Origin of the sequence: Polaromonas sp. (assembly GCF_049790275.1) — a bacterium.
Classification (GTDB): Bacteria; Pseudomonadota; Gammaproteobacteria; order Burkholderiales; family Burkholderiaceae_C; genus Polaromonas.
The window spans coordinates 126,463-143,904 of record NZ_JBAQYR010000052.1; the positions used below are offsets into that span (position 1 = coordinate 126,463).

General features: G+C 61.7%; 17 protein-coding genes. 6 read left to right on the forward strand and 11 right to left on the reverse strand.

Annotated features, from left to right (window positions below; all coding sequences use genetic code 11):
• Positions 1-8 precede the first annotated feature (8 nt).
• The gene (locus WA904_RS07350) at positions 9-1,094 is read right to left on the reverse strand and encodes a PA0069 family radical SAM protein (protein ID WP_425196471.1); all 1,086 of its coding nucleotides are present in this window, start codon (positions 1,092-1,094) and stop codon (positions 9-11) included.
• A 113-nt stretch (positions 1,095-1,207) separates the two neighbouring features.
• Here WA904_RS07350 and WA904_RS07355 point away from each other — a divergent pair, with 113 nt between their 5' ends.
• The gene (locus WA904_RS07355; RefSeq protein ID WP_425196472.1) at positions 1,208-1,474 is read left to right on the forward strand and encodes a hypothetical protein; all 267 of its coding nucleotides are present in this window, start codon (positions 1,208-1,210) and stop codon (positions 1,472-1,474) included.
• Positions 1,475-1,568: 94 nt separating this feature from the next.
• Here WA904_RS07355 and WA904_RS07360 read toward each other — a convergent pair whose 3' ends face one another.
• The 7 genes from WA904_RS07360 to WA904_RS07390 form a co-directional block, all read right to left on the reverse strand.
• The gene (locus WA904_RS07360; protein WP_425196473.1) at positions 1,569-2,636 is read right to left on the reverse strand and encodes an acyltransferase family protein; all 1,068 of its coding nucleotides are present in this window, start codon (positions 2,634-2,636) and stop codon (positions 1,569-1,571) included.
• Between the two features lie 22 nt (positions 2,637-2,658).
• Positions 2,659-3,621 carry an NAD(P)H-dependent flavin oxidoreductase gene (locus WA904_RS07365; RefSeq protein WP_425196474.1) on the reverse strand — a complete coding sequence of 321 codons (963 nt, stop codon included), beginning with the start codon at positions 3,619-3,621 and terminating at the stop codon, positions 2,659-2,661.
• Positions 3,622-3,724: 103 nt separating this feature from the next.
• The gene (locus WA904_RS07370; RefSeq protein ID WP_425196475.1) at positions 3,725-5,515 is read right to left on the reverse strand and encodes an acyl-CoA dehydrogenase; all 1,791 of its coding nucleotides are present in this window, start codon (positions 5,513-5,515) and stop codon (positions 3,725-3,727) included.
• 3 nt (positions 5,516-5,518) lie between these two features.
• Positions 5,519-6,073, reverse strand: a complete 555-nt coding sequence (locus WA904_RS07375; protein ID WP_425196476.1) for a hypothetical protein — start codon at positions 6,071-6,073, stop codon at positions 5,519-5,521.
• Between the two features lie 304 nt (positions 6,074-6,377).
• Positions 6,378-7,040, reverse strand: coding sequence for a hypothetical protein (locus WA904_RS07380; protein ID WP_425196477.1), 663 nt, complete (start codon positions 7,038-7,040; stop codon positions 6,378-6,380).
• A gap of 31 nt (positions 7,041-7,071) precedes the next feature.
• On the reverse strand, positions 7,072-8,004 hold the full coding sequence (locus WA904_RS07385) for an electron transfer flavoprotein subunit alpha/FixB family protein (RefSeq protein ID WP_425196478.1): 933 nt from the start codon (positions 8,002-8,004) through the stop codon (positions 7,072-7,074).
• A gap of 9 nt (positions 8,005-8,013) precedes the next feature.
• Positions 8,014-8,763 (reverse strand): electron transfer flavoprotein subunit beta/FixA family protein, encoded by a 750-nt coding sequence (locus tag WA904_RS07390; RefSeq protein ID WP_293592422.1) that lies wholly within the window; start codon positions 8,761-8,763, stop codon positions 8,014-8,016.
• A 380-nt stretch (positions 8,764-9,143) separates the two neighbouring features.
• Here WA904_RS07390 and WA904_RS07395 point away from each other — a divergent pair, with 380 nt between their 5' ends.
• From WA904_RS07395 to WA904_RS07405, 3 genes are all read left to right on the forward strand, one after another.
• The gene (locus WA904_RS07395; protein ID WP_425196479.1) at positions 9,144-10,154 is read left to right on the forward strand and encodes a TRAP transporter substrate-binding protein; all 1,011 of its coding nucleotides are present in this window, start codon (positions 9,144-9,146) and stop codon (positions 10,152-10,154) included.
• Between the two features lie 81 nt (positions 10,155-10,235).
• Positions 10,236-10,721, forward strand: a complete 486-nt coding sequence (locus tag WA904_RS07400; protein ID WP_425196480.1) for a TRAP transporter small permease — start codon at positions 10,236-10,238, stop codon at positions 10,719-10,721.
• On the forward strand, positions 10,718-12,010 hold the full coding sequence (locus WA904_RS07405) for a TRAP transporter large permease (protein ID WP_425196481.1): 1,293 nt from the start codon (positions 10,718-10,720) through the stop codon (positions 12,008-12,010). The genes WA904_RS07400 and WA904_RS07405 overlap by 4 nt, the downstream gene beginning before the upstream one ends.
• Before the next feature lie 15 nt (positions 12,011-12,025).
• Here the strand turns inward: WA904_RS07405 and WA904_RS07410 are convergent, their stop codons facing one another.
• From WA904_RS07410 to WA904_RS07420, 3 genes are read right to left on the reverse strand one after another with little or no spacing between them, the layout of a single operon-like run.
• Entirely contained in the window at positions 12,026-13,342 is a 1,317-nt protein-coding gene (locus WA904_RS07410; protein ID WP_425196482.1) for a mechanosensitive ion channel family protein, read from the reverse strand.
• A complete protein-coding gene (locus tag WA904_RS07415) occupies positions 13,327-14,115 on the reverse strand; it encodes an enoyl-CoA hydratase (protein ID WP_425196483.1) in 789 nt (262 codons plus the stop codon). Before WA904_RS07415 ends, WA904_RS07410 begins: the two co-directional genes overlap by 16 nt.
• 25 nt (positions 14,116-14,140) lie before the next feature.
• Complete coding sequence (locus tag WA904_RS07420; RefSeq protein ID WP_425196484.1) at positions 14,141-15,094, reverse strand: histone deacetylase family protein; 954 nt, start codon at positions 15,092-15,094, stop codon at positions 14,141-14,143.
• Positions 15,095-15,123: 29 nt separating this feature from the next.
• Between WA904_RS07420 and WA904_RS07425 the strand changes: the two genes are divergently transcribed.
• Positions 15,124-16,044: an AAA family ATPase gene (locus WA904_RS07425; RefSeq protein ID WP_425196485.1), complete on the forward strand. Its 921-nt coding sequence runs from the start codon at positions 15,124-15,126 to the stop codon at positions 16,042-16,044.
• Between the two features lie 82 nt (positions 16,045-16,126).
• Positions 16,127-17,128: a DUF58 domain-containing protein gene (locus WA904_RS07430; protein ID WP_425196486.1), complete on the forward strand. Its 1,002-nt coding sequence runs from the start codon at positions 16,127-16,129 to the stop codon at positions 17,126-17,128.
• Positions 17,129-17,442: the final 314 nt, after the last annotated feature.

Sequence of the window (17,442 nt, forward strand, 5' to 3'; positions counted from 1 at the left end):
GCTTCCGGTCAGAACAGACTGCCCTGCCCTGGCGCACTCGGTGGACGGAACCGGCTGATATCCAGCTCGATGCGCTCGCGGTTGAAACCCAGCCGCTTCGAAGCCTTCTCAAACCGCTGGCGCACCAGGTCAGACCACAGGCCGCTGCCTTTCATGCGCGTGGCGAAATCGGCGTCGTAGTCCTTGCCGCCGCGCATCTCGTGGATACGCGCCATGATGCGGCTCGCGCGCTGCGGGTAATGCAGCTCCAGCCACTGTTTGAACAGCGGCGCCACTTCCCAGGGCAGGCGGATCACGTGGTAGAAGGCCGAACGCGCGCCCGCCTCCCACGCAGCTTCGAGCACCTGCTCCATGTCATCGGTGACAAACGGGATGTGCGGTGCCAGGCTCACCCCCACCGGCACGCCCGCTTCTGCCAAGGTGCGGATCGTGCGCAGCCGCCGGTGCGGTGCCGCGGCGCGCGGCTCGAGCATACGTGCCACCGCACCGTCCAGCGTGGTGATGGTCACATAAACCGCGGCCAGCTTGTCCGCGGCCATGGGCGCCAGCAGGTCCAGATCGCGCTCCACACCGCTGGACTTGGTGACCAGTGCCATCGGATGCCGTACATCCCGCATCAACTCGATCACCCCGCGCGTCAGGCGCAATTCGCGCTCGATGGGCTGGTAACAGTCGGTGGCTGAACCGATGTTGATCATCTTGGGAACGTAGCTGCGTCTGGCCAGGTCGGTGCGCAGGGCTTCAACGATGTTGCGCTTGGCGATCAGGCGGGTTTCGAAGTCCAGCCCGGGCGAAAGGTTCAGGTAGCTGTGGGTCGGCCGCGCATAGCAGTACACACAGCCATGCTCGCAACCGCGGTAGGGGTTGACCGAGTAGTCGAAATAGATGTCTGGCGAATCGTTGCGGGCAATGGCGCTGCGCGCATCCTCGAATGTCACTTCAGTCTCGGGCGGCCTTTCATCCAGCGCTGCGTCCTCCAGCGTCCCCCATCCGTCGTCCCACGCATCGCGCACATCTTTGGTAAAGCGGTGGGCCAGCCGCGTGGCCGTGCCGCGGCCCTTGATGGCATGCAACGGAATGAAGGCCTCGGACATGGGTTTCTCGAATACTGTATGAATAAACAGTATACGCCTGCACCACGATACCGCAATACCAGCAGCACCGGCCGCGACATTGAATAATGAAGGCCTGACTTCAGGAGAAAGCCATGGCCCACGTACTGGCAAAACTCAGCGGTGTTCCGCTGGCCAACATCCGGATCCAGCTCAACAAGGACGCGGCCACACACGCCGAACAGGGCATGACGCTGGCGCACCTCTGGCAGAACGCGGAGAAACCCGATGAAGTGCTGTTTCTTTTCCGGGTTGAGGACCTCGACCGCTGCCGCGCACGCATGAAAGAGATCCATGCCCACGCGCGCCAGCAGCAGCCGGACATGCCGCTGCCCGAACTGGTTTTCCTTCGCGAGGCTTAGCCGGTTGAGTGTATTGCTACCAGATTAGTAGCAAACATCGCCCGTAAAACAAGGGCGAAAGGCACATTTCCATCCAGAAAAATCGCCCTAACGCTCAGGGCCGGAGAAAGGCGGGAGCCCGCACGCGGCGCCAGGGTGCATCGGGTGACTCGACATTCAGGTACAAGGCCCAACCAGCCAGCAGGGACAACAGGAAAGCAGCAACCAGCCCGAAGCTGTTGGCTGCGAGTTGAGTTGGCCACAGCTGACTCACCAGCGCATTGACCAGCAGGCAAACAGGAAAGTGGATCAGGAAGACCGAATAGGAAATCTGGCCAAGCCCAAGCAGCCACGGCGCCTGTAGCCAGCGCCGGGCCACGCCACCGCGCTGCCACCAGACAAGGCCCAGCGCCACCAGCAGCGCCACCAGCAAACGCCCGCGAAAATCCAGCGCCAGTGCCATCCCGGCCAGCCCGAGCATGGCCAGCAGCCAGCGTGACGGCTGCGTACTGCGCGAGGCCCACCAGGCCAGCATGCCCAATGCATAGGACCCGAAGAAATACAAGCCGGTCATGTCCAGCCCGGCACGGCGATTGAAGACCAGCAGCGACGCCGCCGCCAGGACCAGCACCGCCCACCGGTGCCGCGTGTCAGGCCAAAGCGTGAGAAACACCACGCTGATCACGAACAGCTGGAAATCAATCGCCACGTACCAGATGCCCGCCGAGAGCGCCTCCTGGCCCAGCAGGTCCTGCAGCAAAAACAGATGCGCCAGCAGTTGCCAGAAACCGGGTGCATCGGGAACGGAGGGGTGAGGCAACCAGGGGCGCACGCTTGCCGCCACAACGATGGTGATGGCCACCGCCACCATCAGCGGCAGTGCCAGCCGTCGGTAGCGGCGCAGGATGAGTTGCAGCGGCTCGCGAACCACGCTCCGGCCCTGCGGCGCCAGTGACGCAGCGGCGAGAAAGCCGCCCACCACCAGGAAAATCTGCACCGCCATGCGGCCGTAGTCATACAGCCAGTTCACCAGCCCCGGGGCAGCGGTGTGAACCACGTCGCTCATGGGTCCGTAAAAAGCCAGATGGTGGCAGACGATCAGCACGCAGCCCAAGGCCTTCAGGGCATCAATGCCGGGCAGGCGCTGCGCCGACGGCGTCAGGGCAGCGGCTGTCGGCTTCATGCAGCGGAAAAAGCTCAAACGCCTAAGCGCAGACCTTTTGGCGTGCTTCCTGGTACTCGCGCCTGAGTTGCGCGACATAGTCGGCGGTGCTTTGCACTTTGGTCACCGCGCCAATGCCCTGGCCGCAGCCCCAGATGTCTTTCCAGGCCTTGGACTTGCTGCCCTCGCCACTGGCGAAGTTCATGGTCTTCAGGTCGCCGTCGGGCAGGTTGTCGGGGTCCATGCCCGCGGCAACAATGGAAGGCCGGAGGTAGTTGCCGTGCACACCGGTGAACAGGCTGGAGTAAACAATGTCGTCGCTGCTGCTGTCGACAATGGACTGCTTGTAGGCGTCCGAGGCGCGCGCCTCTTCGGTGGCGATGAAGGCCGAGCCGATGTAGGCAAAGTCTGCGCCCATGGCTTGCGCGGCCAGCACGGCGCCGCCGGTGGAAATGGCACCAGACAACGCGAGGGGACCGTCAAACCACTGGCGGATTTCCTGGATCAGCGCAAACGGGCTTTTGACGCCGGCATGGCCGCCCGCACCGGCGGCCACGGCCACCAGGCCGTCGGCACCTTTTTCAATCGCCTTGCGCGCAAACTTGTTGTTGATGATGTCGTGCAGCACGACACCGCCGTAGCTGTGCGCCGCCGCGTTGATGTCTTCGCGCGCGCCCAGGCTGGTGATGTAGATCGGCACCTTGTACTTCACGCACATTTCCATGTCGTGCTCCAGCCGTTCGTTGGACTTGTGCACGATCTGGTTGATGGCAAACGGAGCGGCAGGCTTGTCCGGGTTGGCCTTGTTGTAGGCAGCCAGCGTCTCGGTGATCTCGGCCAGCCATTCGTCTAGCTGAGATGCCGGACGCGCATTGAGTGCCGGCATGGCGCCGACGACACCTGCGATGCACTGGGCAATCACCAGCTTGGGGTTGCTGATGATGAACAGCGGCGAGCCGATGATGGGCAGTGGCAGGCGGTTCAGGGGCTCAGGAAGTCGGGACATGGTCTCTCCGTGGTGGTTCTGGAATATTCTGGGCGAAAAATGAGCCTGGCCCTTGTCAAGCGGGCGACAACAGCTATCGAACTGATAGCAAGCTGGAACGGATTTAAAAAGCTTCGAGCGCCAGCGCGGTCACGCTGTCGGCCCCTTCGACAATGCTGTCGCGCATGCCCGGCACCTTGCTGAGCAGATGGTCAGCGTAGAAGACCGCCGTGGTGATCTTGGCCTGCATGAAGGCGGTGTCTTCACCACGGGCCAAGTGCTCTTCGGCCACCAGCAGTGAACGCGCCATCTGCCATCCGGCCACCACGTTGCCGGCGAGCATCAGGTAAGGCACGCTGCCTGCAAACACCGCATTGGGCGACGCCTTGGTGTTACCGGCGACAAAGTTGACCACATCCACAAAGGCTTCCCGTGCGGCCTTGAGTCGTTTGGCGACGGTTTTCGCCGCCGCACCGCCCTGCTTCGCGAGTTCGGCCTCGGTGGTTTCAATCTGCGCCGCAATGCCCTTGGCCGTCTGGCCGCCATCACGCGAGGTCTTGCGGCCCACCAGGTCGTTGGCCTGGATGGCGGTGGTGCCTTCGTAAATCGTCAGGATTTTTGCATCGCGGTAATACTGCGCCGCACCAGTTTCCTCGATGAAGCCCATGCCACCGTGCACCTGCACACCCAGCGAAGTGACTTCGAGGCTCATCTCGGTGCTGTAGCCCTTGACGAGAGGCACCATGTATTCGTAGAAGGCCTGGTTCTGCTTGCGCACCTCTGCGTCGGGGTGGTGATGCGACGCGTCATAGGCGGCGGCCGCCACCGAAGCCATCGCACGGCAGCCTTCGGTGTAGGCGCGCATGGTCATCAGCATGCGCTTGACGTCGGGGTGGTGGATGATGGGCGCGCTCGCAGCGATGGAACCATCGACAGGCCGGCTTTGCACGCGGTCTTTCGCGAAAGTAACAGCCTTCTGGTAAGCGCGCTCGGCAATCGCGATGCCCTGCATGCCCACGGCGTAACGCGCCGAGTTCATCATGATGAACATGTACTCGAGGCCGCGGTTTTCCTGGCCGACGATGTAACCCACTGCGCCACCGTGGTCGCCGTATTGGAGAACAGCGGTGGGCGAGGCCTTGATGCCCATCTTGTGTTCGATGCTCACGCAGTGCACATCGTTGCGCGCACCCAGCGTGCCGTCCTTGCCAACCATGAACTTGGGCACGACGAACAGGCTGATGCCCTTGACGCCTTCGGGCGCGCCGGTGACACGTGCCAGCACCAGGTGCACGATGTTTTCGGCCATGTCGTGTTCACCGTAAGTGATGAAAATTTTGGTGCCGAAGACCTTGTAGGTGCCGTCGGGCTGCGGCTCGGCCCGGCTGCGCACCATGGCCAGGTCGGAGCCGGCCTGCGGCTCGGTCAGGTTCATGGTGCCGGTCCACTTCCCGCTCACCAGCTTTTCCAGGTAGACCGCCTTGAGCTCGTCCGAGCCGGCCGTCAGTAGGGCTTCGATCGCGCCGTCGCTGAGCAGCGGGCACAGTGCAAAACTCATGTTGGCCGAGTTGAGCATTTCGCCGCAGGCCGCGCCTATGGTTTTGGGCAGGCCCTGGCCGCCGAAGTCCAGCGGATGCTGCAGGCCCTGCCAGCCGCCTTCTGCGTATTGTTTGTAGGCCTCCTTGAAGCCAGGCGTCGTCGTGACCACGCCATCTTTCCAGCTCGACGGGTTTTTGTCGCCCTCCCAGTTCAGCGGAGACAACACGCCCTCGTTGAACTTGGCACATTCTTCGAGCACGGCCTGCGCGGTGTCAAAGCCGGCTTCCTCGAAGCCCGGGATCTGCGCCACCGCATCGATGTTGGCCAGGTGTTTGATGTCAAACAGCATGTCCTTGAGGGGGGCTTTGTATGTCATGACTTATTTACTCTCTTGGCCGTCAGTTGGATAACTCTTTGGTGGGGGGCGTTTCGGATCTTCCGGCAAAACGTCTACCAGTTTCTCTGTCGCAAGCGTGTTGTACCAACGGGCTGCTGCGATATCAAATAGGTGGGTATCCGGGCTCAGGATGGACTTCACAAAATTGACACCAAACTCATCGGACATTTCCATAAGGCGTCGGCTTTGACTATTTAGCAACGTCATTCGATACTTGACAGAGCCAATCGGCTGAGCACGCGTACTCAACGTTGTGAGAACAGCGCCGGTAGGTTCAAAAAAAAGGACATGGGTGTATTTGCTCAATGATTGCGTCAACGTTGCCCTGAGTTCGGGGGTCTTGTCAAAGGCACCCACAAAAAAAGTCGGTACACCATTGAAGGTAAACAATTCAGCGTAGCGTTCGGCAGCCCTGGATACCTTGACCTGATCCTGAACGCCAGAAAGCATATACGCCTGAGCTCGCTCCGGATCGCTATTCGCCCCAACCACCGGATTCACGAAAATAATACCCAACGAGCCAATCTTGTCGCCCACCTCTGGACTAACCTTGTATTGGGATAACTTCCCCACGGTCGCTGCAATCGCGCCAACGCTTACAAGTATTGTCAAAACTGATACACAAAGCAGTCTCAAGATCCGCATATTTCCTCCTGACTGAAAATTTTCCACCCGAAATTTGTTAGTTACCCAATCGGTGTCGCAACGCTCAAGAAAAGGACGTCATCATGGAATCAACCCCATGACTCATAGTCTTTGCATACTTGCCATGATTGATCGCGTGACTACTGGAGATCACCGAAGGATTGAGGCCAGGCATTGTGATCCGAGCTGCCTGCAACTATTTGCCGGGAACTTTAGCTTCGCGGTCTTCCTTCACAAAATCGCGATATGGCGGTTGAACCAGTTTGTCCGATTTTTTAACCGCGTATCCGTTCGCAATTAGCGCATTCATCCAACCCGCTGCGACCGTATCGGCCTGATTGGAGGTGAAGACACTTCCGTTGTAGTCATCAAACAGTTCCAGAGAGGGCTTCAATTGCCGGTCATAAAGCGTGACGCGATACCGGGCTGAAGCCCAGACAGGCGATCCATTTTGAGTAGTAATCGAGGAACCCATCGGAACAAACACCAATGTGCTGTACCCTTTGGCCGCCCAATCCTTCAAAAGGTTGTTCAGCGGGTAGTTCTTATCAAAAGAACCAAGGTATTGCGTCTGCAGGCCGTTCAGGGTAAGGAATTCAGCAGCACGATCACTCGTACGCTTCATCGTCGCTGGGTTCAGGATGCCAGCCATGGCGTACCCGCGAACCAATCCCGGGTCTTTGCCGTTCAACTCAGGACTTATGAAAACAAGCGCCAGCGAAGTCACAGGTTCTGGTTTGGCTCCAGGCTTGAGGGTGACGCCGGTGATCTTTCGGTCCAGGTTCGCACAACCCGATAGCACCAGACACAAGGCAACAAACATCGCCCCCAAGAGTCTTCTATTGCTAAAAAAAAGCATTTTTTCTCCTCCCTTGTTATTGAACTAAACCTTACAGCGCTGCAACCAGTTCAGGCACAGCAGTAAACAGGTCGGCCTCCAGCCCGTAGTCAGCCACGCTGAAGATTGGCGCTTCCGGGTCCTTGTTGATCGCGACGATCACCTTGCTGTCCTTCATGCCGGCCAAGTGCTGGATCGCGCCGCTGATGCCGGCTGCAATGTAGAGCTGGGGCGCGACGATCTTGCCGGTCTGGCCGACCTGCCAGTCGTTGGGCGCGTAACCGGCATCGACCGCGGCGCGCGAAGCGCCGAGTGCCGCACCGAGCTTGTCGGCCAGCGGCGTCATGACTTCATTGAACTTCTCGGCACTGCCCAGCGCGCGGCCACCGCTGACGATGATCTTCGCCGCCGTCAGTTCGGGCCGGTCGCTCTTGGCGATTTCGCTGCCGACAAAAGTGGACTTGCCGCTGTCGGCCACGCCGGTCACGGTGTCCACGGCGGCAGAACCACCCGTGGCCGCCGCTGCATCAAAGCCGGTCGTGCGCACAGTAATGACTTTGGTTGCATCCAGGCTCTGCACGATGGCAATCGCGTTGCCGGCGTAAATGGGTCGCTCGAAAGTATCTACCGCATCCACCTTGGTGATGTCGGAGATCTGGCCGACGTCGAGCAGGGCTGCGACGCGCGGTGCGATGTTCTTGCCGGAGGCGGTGGCCGGAAACAGGATATGCGAATAGCTGCTGGCCAGCGCCATCACCTGGGCCGCCATGTTTTCGGCCAGGCCGTGCTCAAAATGTGCGGCATCGGCATGGATCACCTTGGCCACGCCAGCGATCTGGCTGGCGGCCTGGGCGGCGGCACCGGCGTTCAGGCCTGCCACCAGCACATGCACCTCGCCGCCGCACTGGGCGGCGGCTGTCACGGTATTGAGGGTCGCGGGGCGGATGCTGGTGTTGTCGTGTTCTGCAATAACAAGTGCGGTCATGTCGATTCCTTAAATTACCTTGGCTTCGTTGCGGAGCTTGTCGACCAGCGTGGCGACGTCGGGCACCTTGATGCCGGCGCTACGCTTGGGCGGCTCGCTGACCTTGAGCGTCTTGATGCGCGGCTTGACATCGACACCGAGGTCTTCGGGCTTGACGTTGTCGAGCTGCTTTTTCTTGGCCTTCATGATGTTGGGCAGGGTCACGTAGCGCGGCTCGTTCAGGCGCAGGTCGGTCGTGATGATGGCGGGCAGGCTCAGGCTCAGGGTTTCCATGCCGCCGTCAACTTCGCGCATGACAACCGCCTTGCCGTCGGCCACATCGACCTTGGAGGCGAAGGTCGCCTGCGGCCAGCCCAGCAGGGCTGCCAGCATCTGACCGGTCTGGTTGCAATCGTCATCGATCGCCTGCTTGCCCAGGATCACCAGCTGCGGCTGCTCCTTGTCGACCAGGGCCTTGAGCAGCTTGGCCACTGCCAGCGGCTGCAGCTCTTCGGCGGTTTCCACCAGGATGGCACGGTCAGCGCCGATGGCCATGGCCGTACGCAGGGTTTCCTGGCATTGCGCGACGCCGCAGCTCACGGCAATCACTTCGGTCACGACACCCTTTTCCTTCAGCCGCGTGGCCTCCTCGACGGCAATCTCGTCAAACGGGTTCATGCTCATTTTGACGTTGGCGATATCGACACCGGTGCCATCGGATTTGACGCGGACTTTGACGTTGTAATCCACAACGCGTTTGACGGGTACCAAGACCTTCATTGCAGGGCTCCAGAGTTGATTGAGTTGACGTTCACGTAAAGCTTTTGATTCTATGCTGTGGCTACCGGCCTTCCCCGCAAAGCAGGTTTTCGGGAATAAACCGCACCGGCAAAAACGAAAAAAGAACGATCGTACTATTTTTTATTATAAAGACCTGCGGCACCCGAATTAGGGATGCCGGCCCAATGCACTGTTACCCGGGCGACAATTGGGCCGGCTAATTAACAGACCGTTGGGTCGGTTAATTGGGGTAAGTAAGGACAGACCGGCTGCCATCGCTGACTTAAAGTCAGTATTCCCGAATGAATCGGGGCTTGCCGCCACTGATTCAGCCCTCAATGAAGCCATCAGGTCAGCTTTTGACCGTCCCCGGAGTGTTTATGAACATCAAACCGATTGCCGCCGCCCTGCTCACTGTTTGTAGCGGCTTTGCGTCCGCCCAGACTGTGCTGACCGTTTCCAGCTGGCTGCCGCCCAGCCACACGCTGAGCACCGCCCAGAAAGAATGGTGCGACCTGCTGGAGAAAAACACCGCCGGCAAGATGAAATGCAACATCCTGCCGCGCGGCGTCACGGCGGCGCCCGGCACACTGGATGCGGTCAAAAATGGCTTGGCCGACGTTTCCTACACTGTGCACGGCTACACGCCGGGCCGTTTTCTCTACACCCAGATGGCCGAGCTGCCTTTCCTGGGCAACACCTCCGAGCCGATTTCCGTGGCCTTCAACAAGGTGGCCATGAAAAATCCGCAGTTCCAGGGCGAACACCAGGGCGTGAAGGTCATTTCTTTCTTTACCCACGGCCCCGGCATGGTGTTCAACACCAAGCGGCCTGTCACCAACGTGGAAGAGCTGGGCGGCCTGAAATGGCGCGTCGGCGGCGGCATGGTCAATGAGATCGCGAAAACGCTGGGCATGAATGTCACGCTCAAACCCGCACCGGATTCGTATGAGCTGCTCTCCGGCGGCGTCATGGACGGCACGCTGTTCCCCGCGGAGTCCACCGAATCCTTCAAGATCGACAAGCTGATCAAACATGCCACCGTGTTCCCCGGCGGCCTGTACAACACCAGTTTTGTCTTCATGATGAACCAGGGCAAGTACGACAAGCTCAGCGCCGACGAAAAGAAAGCTGTGGACGCGATCTCCGGCGAAGTGGCCGCGCGCATGTTCGGACGCGGCTGGGACCGCGTCGATCGCCGCGCCATGGCACTGATGCAGGCCAACAACGTGCAGATCGTCAAGGCAGATGCCAAGTTTGTAGCGGATGTCAAAGCAAAGACCGCTCCCCTGGAGCAGAAGTGGATCAAGGATGCCGAAGCCAAGGGCCTGAAGGACGCGGCCAAGGTGCTGGCTGAGTTCCGCGCGGAAATCGCCAAGCAGGAAAAGTAAGCCCCCCGGCACACAGCGCCCTCGTAGCGCGGCCTCATGGACAATGAGGGCCGCGCTTTTTTATGGATTGAGGCACACGGATTGAACACACTGATCGAGAAGGTATGCGGCCTGCTGGCCGCCCTTGCCCTGTTTGCCATCATGGCGCTGACTTTTTTTGACGTCGGCGGCCGCAAGCTGCTCTCCAACTCCATCACCGGCTCGCTGGAGCTCACGGAGCTGCTCATGGTGGTGGTTATTTTTGCGGCCTTGCCGCTGGTCTCGCTGCGCGGCGAACATGTGGTATTCGACTCGCTGGACCACTACCTGCCCGAGTCGATCCGCAAGGTGCAGCGCGCCTTGATGCAGTTGGTGTGCGGGCTGGTCCTGCTGGCGCTGGCCTGGCTGATGTGGCAGACCGGCGGCCAGTACCTGGAAACCCGCGAAACCACCGCCCAGCTGCAGATCCTGAAAGCGCCGTTCATCTACGGCATGGCCGTGATGTGCGGCCTGGCCGGGCTGATTCATCTGGGCATGGCATTGCGGCCGGCCTCCGGCACCGACAGCGGTGAAGGAGTCACGCTGTGACCGAAGCCCTGCTTGGTTTTGCCGCCATTTTCGTGCTGGCGCTGATGCGCCTGCCGCTGGCTTTTGCCATGGGCCTGGTCGGCATCGTCGGCATGGGCCTGACGCGCGGCTGGTACCCCGCCTTGGCCAGCACGGCGCAAGTCGTCCATGAAACCGGCTTCGCCTACACGCTGTCGGTCATTCCGCTCTTCATCCTGATGGGCAACTTTGTCGCGCGTGCCGGGCTGGCGCATGAGCTCTTCCATGCGGCCTACGCCTTCATCGGCCATCTGCGCGGCGGCCTGGCGCACGCCACCATTGCGGCCTGCGCCGGTTTCGGCGCCATCTGCGGCTCGTCGATTGCAACAGCCGCAACCATGAGCAAGGTCGCCTACCCCTCGATGAAACGGCTGGGCTACAGCGACTCGCTCTCCACCGGCGTGATTGCAGCGGGCGGCACGCTGGGCATCATGATTCCGCCGTCAACCATCATGGTGATTTACGGCATCGTGACCGAAACCAACATCGGCAAGCTGTTTGCGGCCGGCGTGATTCCCGGCATCCTGATCGCCCTGTTGCTGATGGTGGCCGTTGTCTTCATGACCTTCATGGACCCGGAGCATGCACCGGCCGGCGAAAAAACGAGCTGGGCCGAACGCTGGAAGGCCCTGCGCGGCATCTGGGGCGTGCTGCTGCTGGTGGTGCTGGTGCTGGGCGGCATCTATGGCGGCGTGTTCACCGCCACCGAAGGCGCGGGCATAGGTGCCGCGGGCGCTTTCCTGTTCGCCCTGGCGCGGCGCCGTCTGACCGTGAAGGCCACGCTCGAGGTGCTGGTGGAGTCAGCCCGCACCACAGCCATGCTCTTCACGCTGCTGATTGCGGCGACCATTTTTGCCAACTTCGTGAACTTCACCAGCATGCCCGGCGAACTGAAAGAGTGGATTACCCACCTGGGGCTGTCGCCGGTGATGATTGTGGCCGCCATGATGATGATTTACGTGCTGCTGGGCACAGTGATGGAAGAGCTCACCATGGTGCTGCTGACCATCCCGCTGTTTTTCCCGGTTGTGGTGTCGCTGGGGTTCGATCCGGTCTGGTTCGGCGTACTGATCGTCATGGTGATCCAGATCGGCCTGATCTCGCCGCCGGTGGGCATGAACCTGTTTGTGCTGAACACCCTGCTGCCCAAAGTGGGCCTGGGCAACATCTTCCGCGGCACCTGGCCTTTTGTCTTCATGCAGGTGGTGGCCCTCGGAATCTTGCTGGCCTTTCCGTCGCTCAGCCTCTGGCTGCCTTCCTTCATGAAGTAAGGCGGCGCGGGGAGATCAGGAAGGCCTGTTTTCCTGCACGGCCTGGGGCCGGATATGGATGACCCGCTGCGGATAGGGAATTTCGATGCCGTTCTCGCGCAGGGACTGGAGGATGGCCAGGTTGATGAGCGAGCGCAGGTTCTGTTGGCCATTCTCCGGGTCCGCCATCCAGTAATTGAGCGTGAATTCCAGGCCGTCGGCGCCGAAATTGGTCAGGTTCACGCCCGGACTGGGGTCGTGCAGCACCCTGTCCTGCTTGAGTGCCGCCTCGATCAGCAGGCGTATCACCAGATCAGCATCGCTGTCATAGGCCACCGACACCACGGTGGACTGCAAAACGCGGGGATCCGCCAGCGAGAGGTTTTCAATGCGGTTGCTGATGAACATCTCGTTGGGCACGATGGACTCGCGGCCGTTCGTCGCACGCACCACGGTGTAGCGGGCATTGATGTCAGTGATGCGGCCCTCGAAGTTGTCGACGCGCACGTTGTCACCGATGCGCACGCTGCGTTCGGCCAGCATCACAAAACCGCTGACGTAGTTGGCGGCCAGTTTCTGCAGGCCAAAACCGATGCCGACGCCGATCGCCCCGCCCAGCACCGACAGCGCGGTCAGGTCGATGCCCACCGCCGATAGCGCCATCAGCAGGCCCACAAACATCAGCACCGCGCGGGTGGCATTGCTCACGGCCTTGCGCAGCGAGAGCTCATTGCCCGTCGCCGCCCGCAGCAGGCGCGTTTCAATCGCCGAGGATATCCACAGGGTGATCAGCAACACCACACCGGCCGTCACCGCGCCCTCGAGCATGGTGCGCACCGACAGGGTCGCATTGCCCACCTTCCACTTGATGCCGTCCAGTTCCTCCAGGATCAGGGGCAGCAACCCACTGACCCAGAGCACCACGGCGATCCAGGCCAGCCAGGAGAATGTGCGTTCCAGCGCCCGCACCAGCGGTGCGTCCTTGAATGCCACCTGCAGCACCTTGACGCCCAGGCGAATCAACGCCAGGGACAGCAGCACCGGAATCGCCACCTTGAACACCGCCATCGGATACAGCCTCGACAGCAGGGCCTGGACGGCGTAGGCAAACAGCAGCAGCAGCACCGGAAACAGCACACCATCGACCTGGCGCCGGCCGAACAGGATCGAGTTGCCATCACTCACCAGTTGCGCACGGCTGGCCACGCGCACCAGAAGCCAGGCCAACAAGATACAACCGATCAGCGCCACCAGCTCGGTCAGGGCCGTTGGTTGGGCCATCGCCTCAAACCAGTTTTCCAGGCTGTCAATGCGGGTAGGCGCGGGGGCGCGGGAACTCACGGCACGGGCCATCGGGGTTTCCTTTTATCGATGAAGGCCTGCACCCCCTCCTGGGTCACCGGGTGAACCATGTTGCAGGCCATGGTCTGGCCCGCCAGTTGGTAAGCGGCGGCGATGCCGGTTTCCCGCTGCTGGTAGAACAGGGCTTTGCCCATGGCTATGGCTTCGCGGGGTTTGGCCAGGATGGCCTGCAGCATCTGCTCGACGCAGGCATCCAGGGCTTCGGGTGCCGTCACCCGGTTGACCAGCCCCCGCGCAAGCGCTACTTCGGCACTGATAAAACTGCCGGTCAGCAGCATTTCCATGGCCTGTTTGGCGGGAATGTTGCGCACCAGCGGCACGCCGGGCGTGGCGCAAAACAAGCCGACATCGATGCCGTTGACACCAAAACTCGCCTCGGTGCTGGCCACCGCCAGGTCGCATTGCGCCACCAGCTGGCAGCCGGCGGCCGTGGCCAGGCCCTGCACCCGCGCCAGCACAGGCACCGGCAGGTTCTGGATGCTGAGCATCATGCGTGTGCATTGCGCAAACAGCTTCTGGTAATAGGCCAGTTCGGGTTGCGCGCGCATTTCCTTGAGGTTGTGTCCGGCACAAAAAGCCCTGCCCTGCGCGGCCAGCACGACCATGCGTGCATGCGGATCGCCCGCTACGGTATCCAGTGCAGCCTGCAGCGCGGCCAGCACCTCTTCACTCAGGGTGTTGAACGCGGCGGGGCGATTCAGGGTCAACCAGTTCACCCCCCGCTCATCGCGGGTGTGCAGCACCGGAGCTGAAACATCATTCATGGCGGAGCCTGGAGCGTCGACAGGTTTACAGATCGGCCAGCACGCGAATGTGCGCTTCCACGCTGCGGGCCAGTGCACTGAGGTTGTAGCCGCCTTCGAGCGATGACACGATGCGGCCGTGGGCGTGGCGTTTGGCCACATCCTTGATGCGCTGGGTGATCCACGCATAGTCCTGCTCCACCAGGCCCAGCTGGCCCAGGTCATCGTCGCGGTGCGCGTCAAAACCGGCACTGATGAAAATCATCTCGGGCCTGAACTCCTCAAGCCGCGGAATCCACAGCGACTCGATCAGCTCGCGCACGACGGCGCCCTTGGTGTAGGCCGGCACCGGAATGTTCACCATGTTCTGTGCCCGGCCTTCGGTGCCGCTGTGCGGGTAAAACGGGTGCTGGAAGAAACTGGCCATCAGGATGCGTTCATCGCCGCGAATGATGTCTTCCGTACCGTTGCCGTGGTGCACATCAAAGTCGATGATCGCAACCCGTTTCAGGCCGTGGCGCTCCAGCGCGTACTTGGCCGCGATGGCCACATTGTTGAAGAAGCAAAAACCCATGGCCCGGTCATGGCAGGCGTGGTGGCCGGGCGGCCGCACCGCGCAAAAGGCGTTTTCGATTTCGCCGGCCATCACGGCATCGGTGGCGGCAAGTACCGCGCCGGCGCCGCGCAAGACTGCGTTCCAGGTATGCACATTCATCGCGGTATCCGGGTCCAGCTGGGCATACCGGGGCCCGCCCGCTTCCACATCGTCGGCAAGCTGGTCGCCCAGGCCGCGGATGGCGGCGATCATCATGCGGTCGTGGCCCAGTTCCAGGTCGCCCAGCGACGCCAGCGGCGCCTCGCGCCGGTCCAGCGCATCGCCCACACCCGTCGTCAGCAGCCAGTCTTCAATGGCGTCGAGCCGCTCCGGGCACTCGGGATGCCCCGGACCCATTTCATGTTTGCGGCAATCCGGATGGGTGAAATAGGCAGTGGCAGGCATAACGGAAATTTTGCGGTAAGGTTGATGGCATGAACGCGAAACAAAAAATTCAAACGCTTTTAAATCAGCTTAACACGGTCATTGTGGGCAAGCCGGCCCAGGTCCAGGACTGTGTCGCCTGCCTGCTGGCAGGTGGCCATTTGCTGATCGAAGACGTGCCCGGCGTCGGCAAAACCACGCTGGCGCACGCATTGTCTCGCTCCTTCGGGCTGCAGTTTTCCCGGGTGCAGTTCACCGCCGACCTGATGCCCAGCGATCTGTCGGGGGTGTCGATCTACGAACGCCAGAAGGAAAGCTTCATCTTCCATCCGGGGCCGATTTTTGCCCAGGTGCTGCTAGCCGACGAAATCAACCGCGCCAGCCCGCGCACGCAAAGTGCCCTGCTGGAAGCCATGGAGGAAAAGCAGGTCACGGTCGAGGGAGAAACAAGGCCCTTGCCGGTACCGTTTTTTGTGATCGCCACGCAAAACCCGCACGACCAGCTGGGCACCTATGCGCTGCCCGAGTCGCAGCTGGACCGCTTCCACATGCGGATCTCGCTGGGTTATCCCGACCGCGCAGCCGAACGCGAACTGCTGGGCGGCGGTGACCGCCGCGAAATGGTGGAAAAGCTCGTCACCGTGATGACGCCCCATGATTTGCTGGAGCTGCAGCAGCAGGTGCTGCAGGTTCACGCCTCCGAGCCCTTGCTCAATTACCTGCAGGACCTGGTGGCGGCCACCCGTTCGGGCCGCTGGTTCCTGCAGGGCCTGAGCCCGCGCGCCGGCATTGCCCTGGTGCGTGCCGCGCGTGCCCAGGCTTTCCTGAGCGGGCGCGACTATGTGGCGCCGGATGACATCGTGGCGGTGCTGCCGCAAACCGTGGCGCACCGGCTGATTCCGGTCAGCGACGCCGGACGCGGCGCGGTCGAGCAGGTGCGTGCCATGGTCGAGGCTGTGCCTCTGCCATGAGAACGCCTGGTCATTGCGGAGCCGGTCTGCAATCCACGCCCGCACCCGCCTGGATGGCGCTGCAACAACCACATGGCGGACCATGAACCCGGCTGCCCTGAATCCCCTCACCTTTGTTCGCGGCCGCTTCCGCCACTGGTGGCAAAGCCGCCTGCCGCTGACCGACAGCGTGCTGCTGACCCAGCGCAATGTCTACATCCTGCCGACGCGGCCCGGGCTGATGCTGGCGCTTACGCTGATGGTGCTGCTGGTCGCATCCATCAACTACCAGCTCAACCTGGGTTACCTGCTGACCTTTTTGCTGGCCGGCAGCGCCGTCACCGGCATGCACGTGTGCCACGGCACCCTGCGCGGCCTTGCAATGAATTTGATAGCACCTCCCGCCCATTTCACGGGGGCTGCGGCCATATTTGACGTCAAACTCACGAACGACCGGCGTTCCGTGCGGTATGGCATAGGCGTCAGCGTGCTGGCCTCGCCGGACGGGCCGGGCCAGCCGCACTGGGCCTGGACCGATGTGCCGGCGCAGGGCAGTGCCACCGTGCAGATAGCCTTCACCCCCAAACACCGCGGCCTGCACAGCCTGCCCACGCTGACGGCGGAAACACGCTTTCCGCTCGGCACTTTTCGCGTCTGGACCATCTGGCGCCCCGCCGCGCAGATGCTGGTCTACCCGGCCCCGGAACTGCACGCACCGCCCCTGCCACCGGGCGAGCCGCGTTCAGGCGGAGCCGACGCCTCCGCCCGCTGGCAAAGCGCCGGCGAATTCGACGGCATACGCGGCTACCGGCGCGGTGACCCGCTCAAACTTATCATGTGGAAAAAGGCGGCCAAGGCCGACGACCAGGGCAATGGCCTGGTGGTACGCGACACACAACAAGCCCAGCGCCACGAACTCTGGCTCGATTTTCTGCAAGCCGGCTCGCTGGGCACCGAAGCACGGTTGTCACGGCTATGCGCCTGGATCCTGCAGGCCGACAAGCAGGGCTTGCGTTACGGCCTGCGACTGCCGGGGCTGGAGATCAAGCCTGGCAGTGGGGAGGTGCACAAGCGGCAATGTCTGGAGGCATTGGCGCTATGTTGAATCTTGTTGGCTTGCCAGTGGGTCTGCCCCGGACGCTGCCCTTCTCCGTTCGGGCTGAGCCTGTTGAAGCCTGTGCAAGCTTGCGTCTCCGTGGGTCTTCGCGCAAGCCGGGTCTCGCCCCGGCGGGCGACTCACTTTCTCTTGCTTCGCCAAGAGAAAGTAAGCAAAGAGAAGGCGACCCGATGGTCTGGGTCCCTTCGCTTCGCTACGGGCAACCTGCGGTGCTCGCCGAAAGCGGGGTCGAGCTCGAACTCGCTGCGCTCAGACAATCGCTCGCCCTGATCCGCTTTCGGCTGCGCTCCTCGGCCCAGCCC